This is a genomic window from Micromonospora palythoicola (assembly GCF_036689795.1).
Taxonomy (GTDB): Bacteria; Actinomycetota; Actinomycetes; order Mycobacteriales; family Micromonosporaceae; genus Micromonospora; species Micromonospora palythoicola.
The window spans coordinates 160,784-177,933 of sequence record NZ_JBAGKI010000002.1 but is presented as its reverse complement, the minus strand read 5'-3'; the positions used below and the strand labels follow the sequence as shown (position 1 = coordinate 177,933).

Genomic DNA, 17,150 nt, shown 5'->3' with positions numbered 1-17,150 from the left:
CGACCAGGGCCCGTGCCGGCTGCGGACACGGGCCCTGGTCGTCGGCGCGGAGCCGGACGTCCGGCTCAACGGAAGCAGTGCGCCACCGGCACCTTGCTGCCCAGGCAGTTGGTCGGGGAGTTCTCGACCACGACGCTGTCGTCATCGATCTTGACCTGGGCCCGCTCGGCCTGGATCCCACCGGCCTTGACCGTGGACTGGTTGCCGAGCACGTGGCTGCGGTAGAGCGAGGTCGAGCCCGCCGTCACGAACAGCCCCGCACCCTGCGACCGCTTGCCCACGGCGGCGTTGCCCTTGACGTCGCTGCCCCGCACGAGCAGGTTCGACTTCTCGGCGTGGATGCCGCCGCCGTTCCCGCGCGTGGTGTTGCCGCTGACCACGCTGTCGTCCAGCGGCAGCAGGCCCTGGAAGGTGGAGATGCCGCCGCCCTTGCCGGTGGCGATGTTGTCGCGGACGGTCAGCTGCCGCAGCACCAGCACGGCGTCGGAGTTGGCCAGCCCGCCGCCGGTCTCGGCGCTGTTCTGCGCCACCAGGGTGTCGAAGACCTTGGTACGCGCGGAGAAGCTGGCCATTCCACCGCCCTGACCGGCGTTGTTCTGCACGAAGGTGGAGGCGTAGACGTCGCCGGCGGCCCGGAAGTTGGCCAGGCCACCGCCGTAGCTGACCGCGCTGTTGTGCCGGAACTCGGTCCGGTGCATGGTCATGACGCCGCCGTTGAGCAGGCCCCCGCCCTTGCCCTGGGTACCGGCGGCCCGGTTGCCGATCAGCTTGCTGTCGCTGATCTGGAGGTTGCCGTCGTTGAAGATGGCACCGCCACCGCCCTCCGCGGACAGCGAGGTGCTGCCGACGACGGTCACCCGTTCGACGACCGCCGTGGCGCCGTGCACGATGTGGATGCTGCCGCCCTCCGCCGCCGAGCGGCCGTTGCGCAGGGTGACGTCCCGCAGAGTCAGTTCGCCGCCGTCCCGGACGGTGAAGAAGCGGAAGTCGGGCGCGTGCACGCCCCGGACGACGGTCGCGCCGGAGCCCTCGATGGTGATCCCGTGGTAGATCACGGGCAGTCCCGCCTTGTCGTCGGCGGGATTGCGCGGCGGAGCCTCGGCGTCACCCGGGTTCTCGGCGGTGTCGGCGGCTTCCCGCGCGTCGCGGATGCCGCCGTCGTACTCGTCGGGCTGCTGGAACGCGTGGGTCAACGTGTACGTGCACTTCTCCGCCAGTCGCAGGGTGGCGCCGCCCTCGGCGTTCGCCCGCACCAGCGCCGCGACGAGCCGGGCCGAGTCGCAGGGCACCGGCACCGCCGTGCCGTCCGGTCCGCGCCCGTGGTGACCGGTGGACCGGCCGGTCGCACCTGACGACCTGTCCGGCGTCGCGCCGGCATCGTGTCGCCACTCGGGTCGCTGCCGGTCCGGCCCCCCGCGTTGCGGTGTCTCGTCGACTCCGGGTACGTCATCCTGGTACATCGCCGCGGGTCGGCCCGGGTCCGGTGCCGCCGGGTCACGGTCGGCGGCCGAGGCGGTGACGGCGGTCAGGCCCGCCGCCCCGGCCACCAGGCTGCCCGCCACCAGGCCACCGGCCAGCAACCACCGGGACCGCCGACCGGGTCGGGTGGACCCACGGCTCCCTTGGTACGTGGACATCAGCGCTCCTGCCTCTCGTGCATGCGAAGAACACGGCCGCGCCGAATCGGGCGCGGGGTGGCTGACATCGCCTCAGCCCACCAGAGGCCACCGTACGGCGACACATGGAGCAAATCCGGCATAAGTGAATGTGTACCCCATTCGGCTTCATGTCTTGCCGAAAGGGCGGTCACCGGACAGCGGGAGCGGGTGTTCAACCCCCGACGTGGATCCCGGGGCGGCGCGCCGGCTCGGGTTCGGACTTGCGCAGGATCTCCCGGACCACCGGCGGGGTGTCCCCCCGGCCGAGAATGAGGTAGCGCAGCAGGTGCGCGATCGGGTTCCCCTCCGACCACTCGAAGTGGGCGTGCGGGCGTACGCCGGTGGCGTCCCGCAGCGCCAGCAGGATCGCGGCGATGGCGTTGGGCGCCGCCGGGCTGCTCGCCCGCAGCACCCGGTAACCGCCCACCTCGACGCCGCACACCCGCAGCACGTGACGGAACCCGGACGGATCCACCACGTCGATCTCCAGGAAGAGCACGTCGGTCGCCCCGGGAACCGGGTTCTGGCCCCGCTGCGCGCGCTCCTTGATGGTGTACTCCTTGACCGCCCCGCTGCGCCGCTTGTGGGCGATCACGTGCAGCCGCCCGTCGTGGGCGACCGAGTCGGCGATGAACCGCCGCGCCGTCTCGTCGAACTCGACCCGCTCCGCCCGCAGTTCGGTGGTGCGGGTCACCCGGGACACCAGCGACACGACGATGATGCCGAGGATGAACAGCCCGGAGATGGCGATCCCGTCCGGCTTCTCGATCACGTTCTCGACCAGCGCGTACAGCAGCACCAGGGTGAGCACCGTGAAGCCGGCGGCGACGCCACGTTGCCGGCGGCCGGCGGCGGCGATGGCCACCGCGACGGCCGCCGAGACCATCATCGCGAGGATCCCGGTGGCGTACGCCCCCGCCTGGGCGTCGACGTCGGCGCGGAACACGACGGTCAGCACGATGCAGACGAGCGTGTAGACGATCACCACCGGACGCACCGCGCGGGCCCACTCCGGCGCCATCCCGTACGAGGGCAGGTAGCGCGGCACGATGTTGATCAGCCCAGCCATCGCCGACGCACCGGCGAACCAGAGGATCAACACGCTGCTCACGTCGTAGGCGGTACCGAACGCCTCACCGACCTGCTCGTGGGCGAGATAGGCGAGCGCTCGTCCGTTGGCGGCTCCGCCCGGCGCGAACGCCTCGGGCGGGATGAGCACCGCGGTGACGAAGGTGGTGGAGAGCAGGTACACCGACATGATCAACGCGGCGACGGTGAGCAGCCGCCGGGTGTTGCGGATGCGGGCGGCCAGCCGGGCCGGCGCGTCCGGCCCCTGCCCCGCCACCAACGGCATCATGCTGACCCCGGTCTCGAAACCGGACAGGCCCAGCACCAGCAGCGGGAAGGCCAGCGCGGCGGTCAGCGCCACCTCACCCGGACCGCCGCCCGCGGTCAGCGCCGCCGTCCAGTCCGCCAGTGGACGCGGATCACCGGCCAGTTCGGCGAGCGACACCACCACGATCACCGCGTTCAGCCCGAGGAAGGCGGCCACCAACGGTACGGCCACCGCCACCGCCTCCCGGAAGCCGAGCAGGAACACCGCACCGAGGATGAGCAGCAGGAAGACGGTCACCCCGACGGCGACGCCGGTGCCGCCGAACCACTCCGGCAGGTACGGATTCTCGAGCACGTGCACGGTGGCGTCGGCCGAGGACAGGGTGATCGTGACGATCCAGGACGTGGCGACGAATCCGAGCAGCACCAGCACGAATATCTTGCCCCGCCAGAACGGCAGCAGTCGCTCCAGCATCGCCACCGAGCCCTGACCGTGCGGGCTGTCCCGGGCTACCCGGCGGTACATCGGCAACATGCCGAACAGGGTCAGTGCCACGATCAGCAGCGTCGCCACCGGAGACAGCGCGCCGGCGGCGAGGGCGGCGATGCCGGGCAGATAGGACAGGGTGGAGAAGTAGTCGACGCCGGTCAGGCACATCACCCGCCACCAGGCGTGCGATCGGGTCTGTCCCTCGGCGGTCTCCGGTCCGACCGGCTGCACCCGGTGGACGAACAACCACCGGCGCAGCCGGCTCTCCGGTGTCGCCGGACCGGTCGGCACGGCCACCCGCTCGGGCACGGTGACCCGCCGCCCCGCCCGTTCCCCCTTGCGCGTGGGATCCCGCGCGGCACGCAGCCCCGGCTCCGGCGCGCCGGGCGTCGGGCGGCGGCGTTCCCGGCCTCGTCGCGCTCTCGTCCCGTCCCCCATGCCCCCGCCTCACCGTTGTCGAACAGACCGTAGGGCCGTCAGCCGCCGCCGGGCGCGGCCAGCGCCCGGGCCAGGTCGGCGGGTTCGGCCACGGTGACGGTCATCCCGGGATGACGCGGCCATCCGCCGGGAAGCAGGCCGGGCACCGGTCGCACGAACCGGACACAGACCCCGGCGGCCGTGGTGGTGCCGAAGGTGACGCCGGTGTCGGTGCCCGACAGGTGCGGGCCGATCACCCGCCACCAGCGGTACGGGCCGCCGCGCTGCACCCCCGCGACGTTCTTCCGCTCGGTACGTAGCCGCCACGGGCCGAACCGGACCAGCAGCTCACCGGAGTCGACCCGCACCCAGGCGGTGCCGGGCCGGACCCCGATCAGCGCCAGCAGCCAACGAAACCGCGACTCGAAGCGGAACTCGAACACCTGACTGGTCATCACCGGGCTCCGCGGCCGGGGCGGTCTTCGGGCCGAGCGGGGCGCGGTGGGGCGGCGGGGCGCGGTCGCGGCCGGGCGGCAGGACGGTGCCGGGACACAGCGGTCATGGTCGCGGCGTACCCCGCAGGGGCCGGCCGACACCCCCCGGGCCGGCCGGCCCCTGTTCCCCGTGGTCCCCCCGTGCTCCCCGTGGCCCCCGACGGCCACCCCCGGACGTTGCCGCCCGGGTCTCGGGTCGGATGTCCCCGCGCCCACAGGTGGGCGGGGCGCGGGGACCCCCCGTCCCGGTTACTGCAGGAACGCCCCGAGGGGCGACAGCAGCAACCGACCGAGCGCGGCGGCCGTGTCGTCGAGCCGCCTGCGCTCGCGCTCGTGCTGGTGCGGGTCGTGCCGGCACCGCCAGATCCGCTGCGCGTTGCGCCAGGCGACATCGCGCGTGTAACTGATCAGTTCACCCTGGTACCAGTCGTCGATGTCGCCGTTGAGCATGTCGATGAGCAGTTGCCACTGCTCCAGGTAGCCCCGGCGCAGCCCGGGGATCTTGTCGGCGAAGATCTTGTTGATCTCCAGATAGTCGCGGTGCTGGTCGCTGCCGTCGACCGGCTCGGACTCCAGGTGGTCGAACGTGGTGACCAGCGCGAACGGCAGGTCGAAGTTGATGTGCGCGTTGACACCGGCCGCCGCCGAGGGTAGCGGCCGGGCGTCCGGCCCGCGCATCCGCTCGAACAGGCAGGTCCAGGCCCGGGGCGTGCCCGGGCTGGCGTCGCTCCACATCCGTAAGGCGTCGAAGTAGCGGGCCGCGAACTCGACGTCCAGTCGGGACAGGAAGACCGGGTCGACGAAACGGTCGGTGTAGAGCCCGTCCAGCACGCTGCTGGTGATGGTGAGGTACAGGCTGTTGAAGTCGGCGAGCGGGCAGCTGTCCAACAGGGGCGGGAGTCGGACCAGCATGTCCTGCAGCTTGGTCAGGTGGTCGACCACAGCGGGCACGTCGGTGGGGTGATCGGCCAGCAGGTCGACGATGTCCCGCTGCACCGGCCCCCACACCGGCTCCCCGCACGCGCTCACGCGCCCACCCCGCTTCGCGGCGTGCCGGCGCGGCGCGCCACAGCGCTGACCCTGTTGATCCGCTCGCCGCGCTCGCTCATGTCCCCTCCAGGCTGCTCGCCGGCGTCGTCGTGCGACGCCGGGCTCAGCCTTTCAGGCGTCCGCCGCGCGGACATCAGTAGAACGACGTATCCGACACCTACGCGCGACTACGCAGGAAGATGGCGCTCGCCTGGACCCGGGTACGTACCTGGAGCTTGTCGAAGATGTGCGACACGTGGACCCCGATGGTCCGTTCGCTGATGAACAGTCGCTGGCCGATCTCCTTGTTGGTCAACCCCTCGGCCACCGCGGCCAGCACCTCACGTTCCCGCGCGGTCAGGGCCGCCAGTTCCTCACCACCCGACCCGTCCGGCGTCGGCATCCCGAGCGCGTCGCGCTCCTCCAACGCGACCCGGGCCCGCCCGGCGAGCGTACGGATCTCGTCGGTCAACGGCACCGCCCCCAGCGCCTGCGCCATCTGGTACGCCTGGCGCAGCAGCTTCCCCGCGGTGGCGGCCTTGCGGCGACTGGCCAGCAACGCCTCCGCCTGACGCAGCCGCGAGTACGCCGCCGGGTACGGATGGTTGCGGTGGTCCCACTCGGCCGCGGCCCGTGCCCACAGCTCCGGATCCGCCCCGTCGAGCCGACTCACCTCGGCGGCGCACAACGCCAGGTACCCGTCGACCACGTAGCGCACCGGCCGGGCCGCCCGCTCGCTGCGCTCCGCCACCCGGTCGGCGATCCCACGCAGCCGGCGCACCGCGTTGTCGTCGACGGCGACGGTGCGGCTGGCGTGCGCCTCCGCCTCGGCGCGCAGCCCGTGCCAGACCAGCACGGCGAGGATGACCAGGTCGTCGGAGCGGGTCTCGGTCAGACCGCGCTGCACGGCGTGCCGGGCCACGTCGTGCCGCCCCTGCCACATCGCCAGCCCGGCCCGCAGGGTGAGCAGCGGAATGACGTGCCGGGCACCGCCGCCGGCCAGGATGGTCGCCACCGCGTCCAGATCCCGATCGGCCGCCTCGACGTCGCCGTAGCCGACCGACAGCCGGCAGCGGGCCAGCAGCAGCTCGACGGCGTCCGCGCCGGAGGGACGGTGCCGCAGGGCCGAGGCGACCACCTTCTCCGCCTCGGCCCACTGCCCCACCCGGAACAGTCCATTGGTGGCGATGGCCAGCAACCGGGTCTCGTAGGACCGACCCAGCCCCAGCTCGGCTACCCGCTCGGCGCCCCGGCGGGCGACCACGACGCCCTCCTCGAGGATGTTCAGCGGCCCGGTCAGCAGCTCGGCCAGGTGCAGATAGGCCAACGCGACGTCCTCCGGACGGCCGGCCCGCTCGGCGGTGGCCAGGGCCCGTCGCAGCACCGCCAGGCCGGCGTCCGGATCCTGGCGGTACGCCTCGGAGAAGCCCAGCGCGGCGCTGGCCAGCACCATCTCGGTGGTCGCCCCCTCCACCTGCTCGGCCAGGGCCAGCGCCTCGCGCGCCCGCTGGCCCGCCTCGGCGTAGCGGCCGAGTTGCAGCAGCAGCTCCGCCCGCCGGGCGGCGGCGGTGGCCCGCTGCCCGGGCGTGCAGTCGGCGACGGCGAGTGCCTGCTCGTACTCCACCTCGGCCAGCGCGGAGCGGCCGGCCGCGGCCAGGTAACGGGCCCGCCGGATGTGCAGCTCGCAGGCGGGAAGGGCGGTGTCGGCCCCGGCCAGTTCTTCGAGCAGGGCCAGCGCCCGCGCGTACTCACCACAGTGGTGCGCCGCCTCGGCCGCCCGCCCGAGCAGCGCGGCCCGGTCGACGTCGGGCAGCCCCTCGGCCGACTGCACCGCCACCGACCAGTGGCGGTGCGCCTCGACGTAGCCGTACAGCCGCTCCGCCTCCTCGGCGGCGGCCACCGCCGCCGGCAAGGCCCGCTGCGGCTCACCGGCCAGCCGCCAGTGATGGGCCAACCGGGCCTGGTGCAACTCGGCGGGCGCGGAGGTCAACGCCTCGGCGTAGCGGCGGTGCAGCACCGCCCGCTCGGCGGGCAGCAGCTCGTCCTCCAGCACCTCGGCGACGAGCCGGTGACGCAGCCGGTAGCCGTCGGCGGACCCGACGAGCAGCCGGTGGGAGACCGCCGCCCGAACCGCGTCGAGCAGCTCGTGCTCCGGCAGCCCGACCACCCGGGCGAGCAGCCAGTGCTCCACCGGTTCGACTCCCGCGGCGACGGCGTGCACGGCCCGGTGGGCCGGTCGCGGCAGGGCGTCCACCCGGGCCAGGAAGACCTCGCGCAGGGTGTCGGACAGGCCGTCCCGACCGTCGCGCAGCTCCCGGGAGAGTTCCTCGACCACGAAGGGGTTGCCGCCACTGCGCTGCCACAGCTGCTCGGCCGCCTCGGGCGTCGGTGGCCGACGCATCACCGCGGTGGCCAGTTCCTCGGTGCCCGCCCGGTCCAACGGAGCCAGATCGAGCACCCGCACCGACCGCAGTCGGCGCAGCTCGGTGAGCACCCGACGCAACGGATGCGCACCCTGCAGCGACTCCGAGCGCACCGCCGCGAGCACCGACAGTTGCAGGTCACCGAGGCCGGCGAGCAGATACAGCAGAAGCTGACGGGTCGTCCGGTCGACCCACTGAAGGTCGTCGAGCACCAGCACCAGCGGGCGGTCACCGGCGATCACGTGCAGCCCCCGGGACACCCGCTCCAGCAACGCACCCGCGCCGTCCGGGCCGGCCCGGTCCTCGGCGAACACCCCGAGCAACGCGCGCACGGACGCCGCGGCCGGCGGGGCCAGGTCGGCGCCGAGGCGGCGCAGCGCCTGTCGCAACGGGTGCAGCGGGGAGGCGTCGCCGATGTCCAGACAGGACCCGGTGAGCACCAGGGCGCCCCCGTGGCCCAGCTGGTCGCCGACCTCGCGCAGCAGCCGGGTCTTGCCCACGCCGCTCTCACCGGTCAGGAACACCGCCGCCGTGTGTCCCGGCACGACGTCGTCGAGCAGCGCGGATCGTACCGCCGCCACCAGGTCGTCCCGACCCACGAGCGGTGTGGTGTCCACGTCGCTGGCCATGGCTCGCAGCCTAGTCACAGGTTCCGCCCCCGTTCTACAGGTGCCTCGCGTCTGTCCTACTCATCGCGTCGACATTGCGACCAAAGGTTGCGTCCGGCCGACATACGTCGTTCTGCCGATCCGCCGTCAGACCAGCGATGACAGGCTCCGGACATCGTCGGCGCGAACGGGGGGAGAGGCAGGGTGCGATCTCCATGCCCAGTTCTGTTGTCGCTGGTCAGGCCACCGCAGGGCGGATGCGTTGGCCCGTTCCGGAGGAACGGCGGACCGTCACGGTCCTCTTCGTCGACATCGTCGGGTCGACCCGGTTGGTCGACCGGCTCGACCCGGAGGACGTCCGCGCCCTGCAACGGGCCTACTTCCGCGGCGTCGCCCGGGTGCTACGACGGTGGAACGGCGCGGTGGAGAAGTACGTCGGCGACGCCGTGATGGCCCTGTTCGGCGCGCGCCGTGCGGACGGATGGGACGCGTACCGGGCGGTGCGCGCCGGGCTGGAGATCCAGCGGGTGCTCGACGGTCTCCGGCTGGCTCCCGGCCTGCGGGTCCGGGTCGGCGTCGCCACCGGCGAGGCCGTGGTCGACCTGGCCACCGACCACGACGGCGGGCACGGCGTCGCCAGCGGTGCGGTCGTCACCCTCGCCGCCCGGCTACAGGAACACGCCCCACCCGGTGGGGTGGCACTCTGCCCGGCCACCCACCGGGCCGTCGCCGGGCTGATCGCCCAGCGCGCGGTCCCGCCGGTGACCGTCGCCGGCAAGGCCCTGCCGGTCGACGTCTGGCACGCCACCGGCACCGAACGTCCCCGAGCGCCACGTCACGGCGGCGCACTGCTCGGCCGGCGACGGGAGCTGGCCGTCGCCCGCGAGCACCTCGCCGAGGCGACGCGCGGGCGCGGCGACCGCCGGGTGCTGCTGCTCGGCCCGCCCGGTAGCGGGCGCAGCAGCATGTTGCGGGAACTGGTGCGGACCACCGGCACGCTGGACGGGGTTCCGGTGCGTTGGTGTCCCACGGCCTGCCCGCCCTATCCGGAGGCGCCGCTGCAGCCCATCGCGGACCTGGTCCGCGGGCTGGCCCGGGCTCGCGTCACCGACGACCCCGAGACGGTACGCGGCCGGCTCGCCGCCGCCCTGACGCCACTGGTGCCGGCCGACCTGCTGACGCCCGCCCTGGACACTGTGGACGACCTGCTCGGGGTGACGCTCGGCCAGTCCCGCGCGGTGACGTACTGGTGGGAGGTGCTGCTGAACCTGGCGCGACGGCAACCGGTGGTGGTGGCCGTCGACGATCTCGACCGTGCCGCGCCGGCGCTGCGCCGCCACCTGGCCACGCTGGTCGACCTGGCCGACGAACGTGACCTGCCACTGGTGCTGGTCGCGACCGGTTACCGGGAGCGCGGCGTCGCCGCACGTCAGTGGGCCCGGGTGCGCCTGTCGCCGCTGGACACCATCAGCTCCGGCCGGCTCCTGCGCCGGCTGCTGCGCCGGGCCGGTCAACCGAGCGGGTTGGCTGGCCGGCTGATCGCGGTGGCCGCTGGCAACCCTGGGCGTGCGGTGGCCTACGTCCGCATGCTCACCGCGCTGGCGGGGTTCGCCCGGCCGGACCGGTTCGGGGCGGACGGCGACCTGGCCGCGCTACCCGTCCCGGAGGGTGTCCGTCGGGTCGTCGAGGCGCGGCTGGACCGGCTCGGCGGTGGTGCGCGTGCGGTCCTGATGGCCGCCGCGCTCCTGCCGGGACGCACAGTGGCGGAACTGGCCGACGTCCTTGACTGGCCGGCTGCCCGGGCGGCGACGGAGCTGGCCACCCTGACCCGCGACGGCCTGCTGCTCACCCCGCCGGCCGGCGGCTACGAGGTGGCCGACCCGGTGGTGCGGCAGGTCGCCCGGGCCCGACTGCCCCGATCCGTGCGCGCCACCTTCGCCCGGCGGGCCACGCGAGGCGCGGCGACGAGCGCGGCGGGCCCGGGCCACCTCGACCCGGACCATCTCGACCCGGACCGCGCGGCCGGCATCGTGCCGGCGACCCGCGTGCCGCGCCGCCGGGAGTCGGTTCCGGCGCGCCGGGCCGGGATGCCGGCCCTGACCCGCGGTCCCGTCGCGCGCTTCGGTTGCCGGCCCCGGACCGGCAGATCAGCGTCGGGCGAGGAAGGCCGTGACCCGGTTCCAGGTCAGCGCGGCGGCGGCCGGGTCGTGGTCGGCGACGGTCGGGTCGGTGAAGAGGTGCCCCGCCCCGGGATACCGGTGGGCGACGAGATCCGCTCCGGCCGCGGTCATCTCCCGCTGCCACGCCTCGACCTCGTCGGGCGGGTCGTAGACATCCGGGTCGGCCAGGTGCAACTGCACCCGCAGGCCCGGACGGACCGCGGCCGGGGACCCTCCGGTGCCGTGCAGCAACAGCAGGCCGGCAGTCTCGGGTCGTTCGGCGAGCAGCGCGCCAGCGACCCCGGCACCCATCGAGAAGCCGGCGAGCACGGTGTCGGGCGGCAGTCCGTCGAGCGCCGCGCGTGCCCGGTCCAGCACCGTCTGCTGGCCGATCCGCTCCAACAACGCGAATCCCTCCGCCACGGAGTTCACGGCGGGCACGCCGTACAGGTCGGGCGCGTGCACCTGGTGGCCGGCGGCGCGCAGCCGGTCGGCGGCCGCCAGCACCGCCGGCCGCAGCCCGTACACGGAGTGGAAGAGCACGACGTGTCCCATCGGGACATCGTGCCCGACCCCGGCGCCCACCACGGGTCGGCGCGCGCGGGTGCCGTACCGGGCGACCGGCTCAGCGGCGCTGGTCGGCTGCCGGCGCCCGGTCCCGCTCCCCCGGTTCCGGCGCGTCACCGGCGGGATCAGGCATCGGGCGCAGCGTCCGGCTCCGGCCGCGGAACTCCGCGACCACCTCCCCGTCCGCCCGGCACACGGTGACGTCGTAGATGCCGCTGCGGCCGTACCGGGTGCGCTCGCTGGCCCGGGCGACAAGTACGTCTCCCCGCCGGGCCGGGCGGACGAAGGTGATGTCGGCGCCGGCGGCGACGGTCACCGGACCGTGGCTGTTGCAGGCCAGCGCGAACGCGGTGTCGGCCAGCAGGAAGACGAAACCGCCGTGCGCGATGCGGTGTCCGTTGACCATGTCGTCGGTGATCCGCATCCGGGCCACCGCCGTGCCGTCGGCGGCGCTGAGCAGCTCGATACCGAGCCGGTTGGAGGCCACGTCGGCGTCGAACATCTCGTGCGCGGCGGTGCGCTGTGGTTCCACCTGGTGTCCAGTCCGTTCCGGCCGGGCGCCTCGCCCTCGCTCACGAAAATCATGGCAGCACCGGTCGGCGCACTCTCGCGCGGCCTGCCCGAACGGGGCGGCTGCCGGTCCAGGTTCGACGACGGCGTCGCGGGTCGTCCGGCCCGGCGGGGCGAGGCGCGACCGGGTCGGACCGTTGTCCGGTCCGACCCGATCCGATCATCGCCCCGCCAGTCTCTCGCAATTGCAAAAGCTTGGCAACAAGGCTGGACAGGCGGGTCGTCCAGTAACTAGCGTGATCGCTATGAGTCCTTACATCAGCAATGCCGCCGCCTGGCAGGAAAGCTGGGACCGCCAGCAGGAGGCGTACCTGCCCGACCGCGAGCACCGGTTCGCCGCCATGCTCGACGCCGTCGACGCCGTCCGCGAGGCGGCCCCACCCCGGCTGCTGGACCTGGCCGGCGGCACCGGCGCCATCTCCCTGCGCGCCCTGCGCCGCTTCACCGACGCCGAGGTCACCCTGGTCGACCTCGACCCCGCGCTGCTCGCCCTCGCCACCGCCTCCCTCGACGACCGGGCCACCATCGTCGCGGCCGATCTCAGTCGGCCGGACTGGACGACGGCTCTGCCGCACCAGCGCTACGACGCCGTGCTCACCGCGACCGCCCTGCACTGGCTGCCGGCGGAACGGTTGCGCGCCCTCTACCCGGAGATCCACGACCTGCTCCGACCGGGCGGTGTGTTCGTCAACGCCGATCACATGCCCGACGACGGTCTGCCCGAGTTGACCAAGCGGCTGCTCGCCCGCGCCGAGGAACACCGCGCGGCCCGGTACGCCGCCGGTGCCGTGCTGTCCTGGTCGCAGTGGTGGGAACAGGCCGGGCAGGACCCGAACCTGGCTCCGCTGGTGCGGCAGCGGCACGCCATCTACCCCTCCGGCCACAGCCCGGAGTGGACCCCGCCGATCTCCTGGCACCTCACCGCCCTCACCGACGCCGGCTTCACCGAGGTCGGCACCCTCTGGCGCGGCGCCGCCGACGCCGCCGTCGTCGCCGTCGTCGCCGTCCACTGACCCCGATCCGACCCCTCGCGACCGGGCAGGTGTGGTCGTTGGTTCCTCCGAGTTCGCCTCATCCGCCCGGTGCCACACCTGCATGATCGCGACAGCAGGGGGTGGGGCTAGGGTGCGGTGATGGTGGTGGCGTTCGAGCATCTGGTGGGTCGGGTCTGGCTCTGTCCGGGGGATCCTGATCCGGACCTGGTCCAGGCGGGCGTCGCGGTGATCGCCGACGAGCGGGGCAGCGTACTCGTGGATGCCGGGCAGAGCCCGTCGCACGCCCGCGAGATCCAGGCGGCGCTCCGGGCCGCCGGCCTACCGGCGCCCCGCTGGCTGGTCTACACCCACCACCACTGGGATCACGTCTGGGGCGCCTGTGCCTGGCCGGACGTGGAGATCGTCGGCCATGTCAGCGGTGCGGAACTGCTGCGCGCCGAGGCGAACCGGCCGTGGAGCGTGCGGTACCTGCGCGAGGAGGTGCTGCGCAACCGCCGGCTCGGGCCGAGCTTCCGCGCCCGCGCGCTCGCCGTCGACTCCTGGGACGAGCTGACGGTGCTGCCACCGACCCGGGTCTTCGCCGACGAGGTGGAGTTGCCCACCGGCGTCCTGGTACGCCACGTCGGCGGCCGGCACGCCCCGGACTCGTCGGTGGTGGTGGTGCCGGATTCGGGGGTCATGCTGCTCGGTGACAGCTGGTACCCGCCGCCGGCGCACCTACGTACGCCGGCGGACGAACCTGATCTCGCGCTGGTCGGCCGGCTGCTCGACGACGACATCCGCTGGTACGTCTCCAGCCACAGCCCGCCGATGACCCTCGACGAGGCCCGGGCGGCGATCGCCTCCTGAGCGGCGTCGCGCGAGCCGCTCAGCGGGCGCGCCGCTCCGGATGGGCCCGGTTCCAGGCCCGCATCCGATCCGGGTAGCCGACCTTGCTGGCCTCGTAGAGCGGGACGGCGTGTTTGCGGGCCAGCGCGCCGGCGGCGCGCGGTGTGCCGGTGCGGCGGCGGATCCACTCGCCGTCGTGGGCGATGGCCATCACGGTGGTGTCGGTGGCGGTGGTCTCCGGCTCCAGGTAGAACTCCACCCCCTGCCGGCTGGTGGCGAACCGCTCCAGCGCGGCGAGGTCCTCGGGGGTGGCCTCGCGGTCGAGTTTCGTCGGGGTGCCCTGCGCGGCTCGTGACCGCCGGCTGAACCAGCCCATGCCCGGCTCCTCTCCTCGGCGTGCCTCCCAGTGCACCACCGTCACCTGGCAGATCCCTGTGAGCCGGGTGGGAATCCCCGGCGCGTGGTACCCCCGACGGCCTGCCGGGCGACGTCCCGCTACCCGGTCGGCTCGGCCGAGCCCGCCCGCGCCGGCGCCCCCGTGCCGCCGGCGCCGGGCGGGCGGGCCGCCGGGACCAGCAGCAGGGTCGGCAGCAGCAGCAGCGGTACGACGAGCAGCGCCCGCAGCGTGCCCACCTGGTCACCGAGCAGGCCCAGCAGCGGTGGCCCGGCCAGGAACGCCGTGTAACCGATCACCGCGACCACGCTGACCCGTACATGCGCGTGCTCCTCCTCGTCGGCGGCGGCGCTCATCCCCACCGGGAAGCCGAGCGAGGCACCGATCCCCCACAGCGCGACGCCGACCACGGCCACCGGACCGGAGCCGGCGAGCACCGCCAGGCCGGCGCCGACGACGGCGAGCAGGATGGTCGTGGTCAGCACCGGCCCCCGCCCCCAGCGGTCCAGCGCGACCGTGCCGACGGTGCGGCCCAGCGTCATGCCGACCACGAAGACGCCGAAGACCGCCGCGCCGGCCGCCTCGCTGAAGCCGTAGCCGTCGACGAAGGCCACCGCGAGCCAGTCGTTGGCGCTGCCCTCGGCGAACGCCGCCGCCAGCACCAGTAGCCCGATGAGCAGGGTGCGTGGCTCCCGCCAGGCGGCCAGCAGCCGACGACGCCCGGTCGAGGCGCCGGCCGTGTCCGGCTCGACCGGCAGGAACGCGCGGGCCCCGAGCAGCGTGCCGCCGAGCACGAGGGCGGCCAGCACACCGAGGTGCACGGCGACCGGGACGCCCAGGCGGGCGGCCCCCGCGCCGAGGCCCGCGCCGGCCACCGAGCCGAGGCTCCAGGCGGCGTGGAAGCGTGGCATCACCGTCCAGCCGAGTCGCCGTTCGACCGCCGCGCCCTCGATGTTCATCGCGACGTCACAGGTTCCCGAGCCGTAGCCGAGGGCGAACAGACCGACCGCCACTCCCGGTAGCGACACGGCCACCCCGGCGGAGAATCCGGCGATGGTCAGCCCGAGCGCGACGAGCAGGGTGGACACCGCCACGGCCCGGGCCGCGCCGAGGCGCTGGGCGACCAGGCCGGCGGTGGGCATGGCGAGGATCGCCCCGAGGGACATGGCGAGCAGCAGCAGGCCGAGCCGCCCCGGGCTGAGGCCGAGGCCGTCGCGGATCGCCGGCACCCTGGCGAACCAGGTGGCGACGGCCAGTCCGTTGAGAGCGAACACGACGGCCACCCCGTTACGGGCGGCCAGCACGGCGCCCGACGGGCCAGGGTTGGTCGGCGGGGTGGCGGGGGTGGTGACGGCGGGGTCCACGTACTTTCCGGTCCTCTCCTCGGACAGTACGACGATCACACACCTGGAAGCGCTACCACCACAATCCGACTCCGGTCCTTACCAGCAGCCGTCGGGCACGGCATGATGCTGATGGGCGCCCAGGTGGGCGTGAGCAACAACGGGGAGAACGATCATGACGACCGCAGCGCGCCGCCCGGCGACCCTGGACGACGTGGCCCGGGCCGCCGGGGTGTCCCGTTCGACGGCGTCCCGGGTCCTCGCCGGGAACGGCTTCGCGTCACCGACCGCCCGGGAGCGGGTACGCACCGCCGTGAACCTGCTCGGCTACGTGCCGAACCCGGCGGCGCGGGCGCTGGTGCACGGTTCCGGCGTACGGCTGCTGATCGCGGTGGCGGGCACCGGCCCGGCCGTCCTCGACGACCCCTACGTCGACCAGGCCGTCGCCGCGGTGGCCCGGGCCTGCGCGCCGCACGGCCTGGGCGTCGCCGTGCAGTGGGTGCCGCTTGGCGAACCGGAGCGGTTGACCCGGTTGACCGACGACCGGGGCGTGGCCGGCCTGGTCCTGCTCAACACGACACCGGCGCTGCTGGACCTGGTGCCGCGCCGGCTGGCTGGCCGGGCCGTGTCGATCGGGATCGGTTCGGCCACCGTGCCGTCGGTGGACATCGACAACGGCGGCGGCACCACGGCGATCGTCCGCCACCTGTACGACACCGGCCGGCGGCGGATCGCCATGGTCACCGGCCCTCGCTGGCTGGCCTGCGCGAACCGCTCCGTGCGGGCGTACCGGGCGCTGGTGCACGAGGCTGGCCTGCCGGCCCGGGAGGTGGTCGGCGACTTCAGCGCGACCCGGGGGTACGCCGCCGCCCGGGAGGTGCTGCGACGCTGGCCGGACACCGACGCGATCGTCGGGATCAGCGACGCGACCGCGCTCGGGGTGATCGGCCGGCTGCGCGCCGACGGCGTCCGGGTGCCCGACGATGTCGCGGTGACCGGCTTCGACGACATTCCGCTGGCCGTCACGGTGGCGTTGACCACGGCCAGTCACCCGGTACGGCAGATCATCACCGCGGCCGCCACGATGGTGCTGGAACAACGCACGGCACCGGAGACGACGGTCTTCCCGTCGACTCTCGTGGTACGGGGCAGCGCCTGAGTTCCACCCGTCGTCCGCTCAGCCGACGAGGGCCCGCAGCAGGTCACGGACCGCCTCGGTCAGATCGGCACGGCTGGCCGGGGTGCCGGGTGCCGGCGCGCTGAGCGCACCGGCACCGACGAGCCGGTCGAACAGCAGGCCGTCGACGAAGGCGACGAAGCGGTGACCCCGGCGGCGGGGGTCCGGGGCACCGGCGCGGGTGAGCAGGTCTTCGGCCTGGGCCCGCAGCACCACACCGTGTTCCAGGATGGTCCGCAGCTGCGGTCGATGCACCGCCTCCAGCAGGCAGGCGTACCGGGCCAGGGTGCGCGTCCGGGCGGCGGAGAGCCAGTGGTCGAGCACCCCGGCGATACCGGCGGCGAGCCGGTCGAGGTCGGTCGGGGACAGCGGCGGTCCCGTCGGCACCGACGGCGTCCCGCCGGGTAGGTCGTGGCCGGCGATGTCGGCGCGGTCCAGGTCCGCGAGACGCCGCACCACCGCCTCGATCAACGCCTGCCGGGTACGCAGGTACGCCGAGGTGGTTCCCGTGGGCATCCCGGCGCGCACGTCCACCGCCCGGTGGGTCAGGCCCCGCATGCCGCTCTCGGCGATCAGCGCGATGGCGGCGTCGGCCAGTACCGCGACCCGCTTCTCCCGCCCACCCAACCGGTGCCTCCCGCCGTGATTCTACGGATGTAGTAT

Annotated in this window: 12 protein-coding genes and 2 pseudogenes; 4 read left to right on the top strand and 10 right to left on the bottom strand. The window is 74.0% G+C overall.

Annotated elements, in window-relative coordinates; translation table 11 throughout:
- Window positions 1-65: 65 nt before the first annotated feature.
- The 5 genes from V5O40_RS01875 to V5O40_RS01855 form a co-directional block, all read right to left on the bottom strand.
- Window positions 66-1,637, bottom strand: a complete 1,572-nt coding sequence (locus V5O40_RS01875; protein WP_332903792.1) for a hypothetical protein — start codon at window positions 1,635-1,637, stop codon at window positions 66-68.
- Window positions 1,638-1,830: 193 nt separating this feature from the next.
- A complete protein-coding gene (locus tag V5O40_RS01870) occupies window positions 1,831-3,921 on the bottom strand; it encodes an APC family permease (protein WP_332903791.1) in 2,091 nt (696 codons plus the stop codon).
- Window positions 3,922-3,959: 38 nt separating this feature from the next.
- Window positions 3,960-4,355, bottom strand: coding sequence for a hypothetical protein (locus V5O40_RS01865; RefSeq protein WP_332903790.1), 396 nt, complete (start codon window positions 4,353-4,355; stop codon window positions 3,960-3,962).
- A gap of 288 nt (window positions 4,356-4,643) precedes the next feature.
- Window positions 4,644-5,423 carry a DUF5995 family protein gene (locus V5O40_RS01860; protein ID WP_332903789.1) on the bottom strand — a complete coding sequence of 260 codons (780 nt, stop codon included), beginning with the start codon at window positions 5,421-5,423 and terminating at the stop codon, window positions 4,644-4,646.
- Between the two features lie 178 nt (window positions 5,424-5,601).
- Window positions 5,602-8,475: a helix-turn-helix transcriptional regulator gene (locus V5O40_RS01855; RefSeq protein WP_332903788.1), complete on the bottom strand. Its 2,874-nt coding sequence runs from the start codon at window positions 8,473-8,475 to the stop codon at window positions 5,602-5,604.
- Window positions 8,476-8,612: 137 nt separating this feature from the next.
- Between V5O40_RS01855 and V5O40_RS01850 the strand changes: the two are divergent.
- Window positions 8,613-9,788: pseudogene (locus tag V5O40_RS01850) on the top strand (AAA family ATPase); the annotation flags it as partial.
- A gap of 813 nt (window positions 9,789-10,601) precedes the next feature.
- On the opposite strand, the gene V5O40_RS01845 reads toward V5O40_RS01850, so the two are convergent.
- Together V5O40_RS01845 and paaI are read right to left on the bottom strand one after the other, a co-directional pair.
- The gene (locus V5O40_RS01845) at window positions 10,602-11,168 is read right to left on the bottom strand and encodes a dienelactone hydrolase family protein (protein WP_332903822.1); all 567 of its coding nucleotides are present in this window, start codon (window positions 11,166-11,168) and stop codon (window positions 10,602-10,604) included.
- A 151-nt stretch (window positions 11,169-11,319) separates the two neighbouring features.
- Window positions 11,320-11,682, bottom strand: a pseudogene (paaI, locus tag V5O40_RS01840) (hydroxyphenylacetyl-CoA thioesterase PaaI); the annotation flags it as partial.
- A 313-nt stretch (window positions 11,683-11,995) separates the two neighbouring features.
- Here paaI and V5O40_RS01835 point away from each other — a divergent pair.
- On the top strand, window positions 11,996-12,763 hold the full coding sequence (locus tag V5O40_RS01835) for a class I SAM-dependent methyltransferase (RefSeq protein ID WP_332903787.1): 768 nt from the start codon (window positions 11,996-11,998) through the stop codon (window positions 12,761-12,763).
- A 120-nt stretch (window positions 12,764-12,883) separates the two neighbouring features.
- On the top strand, window positions 12,884-13,594 hold the full coding sequence (locus tag V5O40_RS01830) for an MBL fold metallo-hydrolase (protein ID WP_332903786.1): 711 nt from the start codon (window positions 12,884-12,886) through the stop codon (window positions 13,592-13,594).
- Between the two features lie 19 nt (window positions 13,595-13,613).
- Here the strand turns inward: V5O40_RS01830 and V5O40_RS01825 are convergent, their stop codons facing one another.
- The gene (locus V5O40_RS01825) at window positions 13,614-13,949 is read right to left on the bottom strand and encodes a hypothetical protein (protein ID WP_332903821.1); all 336 of its coding nucleotides are present in this window, start codon (window positions 13,947-13,949) and stop codon (window positions 13,614-13,616) included.
- A gap of 119 nt (window positions 13,950-14,068) precedes the next feature.
- A complete protein-coding gene (locus V5O40_RS01820; RefSeq protein WP_332903820.1) occupies window positions 14,069-15,331 on the bottom strand; it encodes an MFS transporter in 1,263 nt (420 codons plus the stop codon).
- A gap of 154 nt (window positions 15,332-15,485) precedes the next feature.
- Between V5O40_RS01820 and V5O40_RS01815 the strand changes: the two genes are divergently transcribed.
- Window positions 15,486-16,469: a LacI family DNA-binding transcriptional regulator gene (locus V5O40_RS01815; protein WP_332903785.1), complete on the top strand. Its 984-nt coding sequence runs from the start codon at window positions 15,486-15,488 to the stop codon at window positions 16,467-16,469.
- Between the two features lie 18 nt (window positions 16,470-16,487).
- Here V5O40_RS01815 and V5O40_RS01810 read toward each other — a convergent pair whose 3' ends face one another.
- Complete coding sequence (locus V5O40_RS01810; RefSeq protein ID WP_332903784.1) at window positions 16,488-17,114, bottom strand: TetR/AcrR family transcriptional regulator; 627 nt, start codon at window positions 17,112-17,114, stop codon at window positions 16,488-16,490.
- Window positions 17,115-17,150 lie beyond the last annotated feature (36 nt).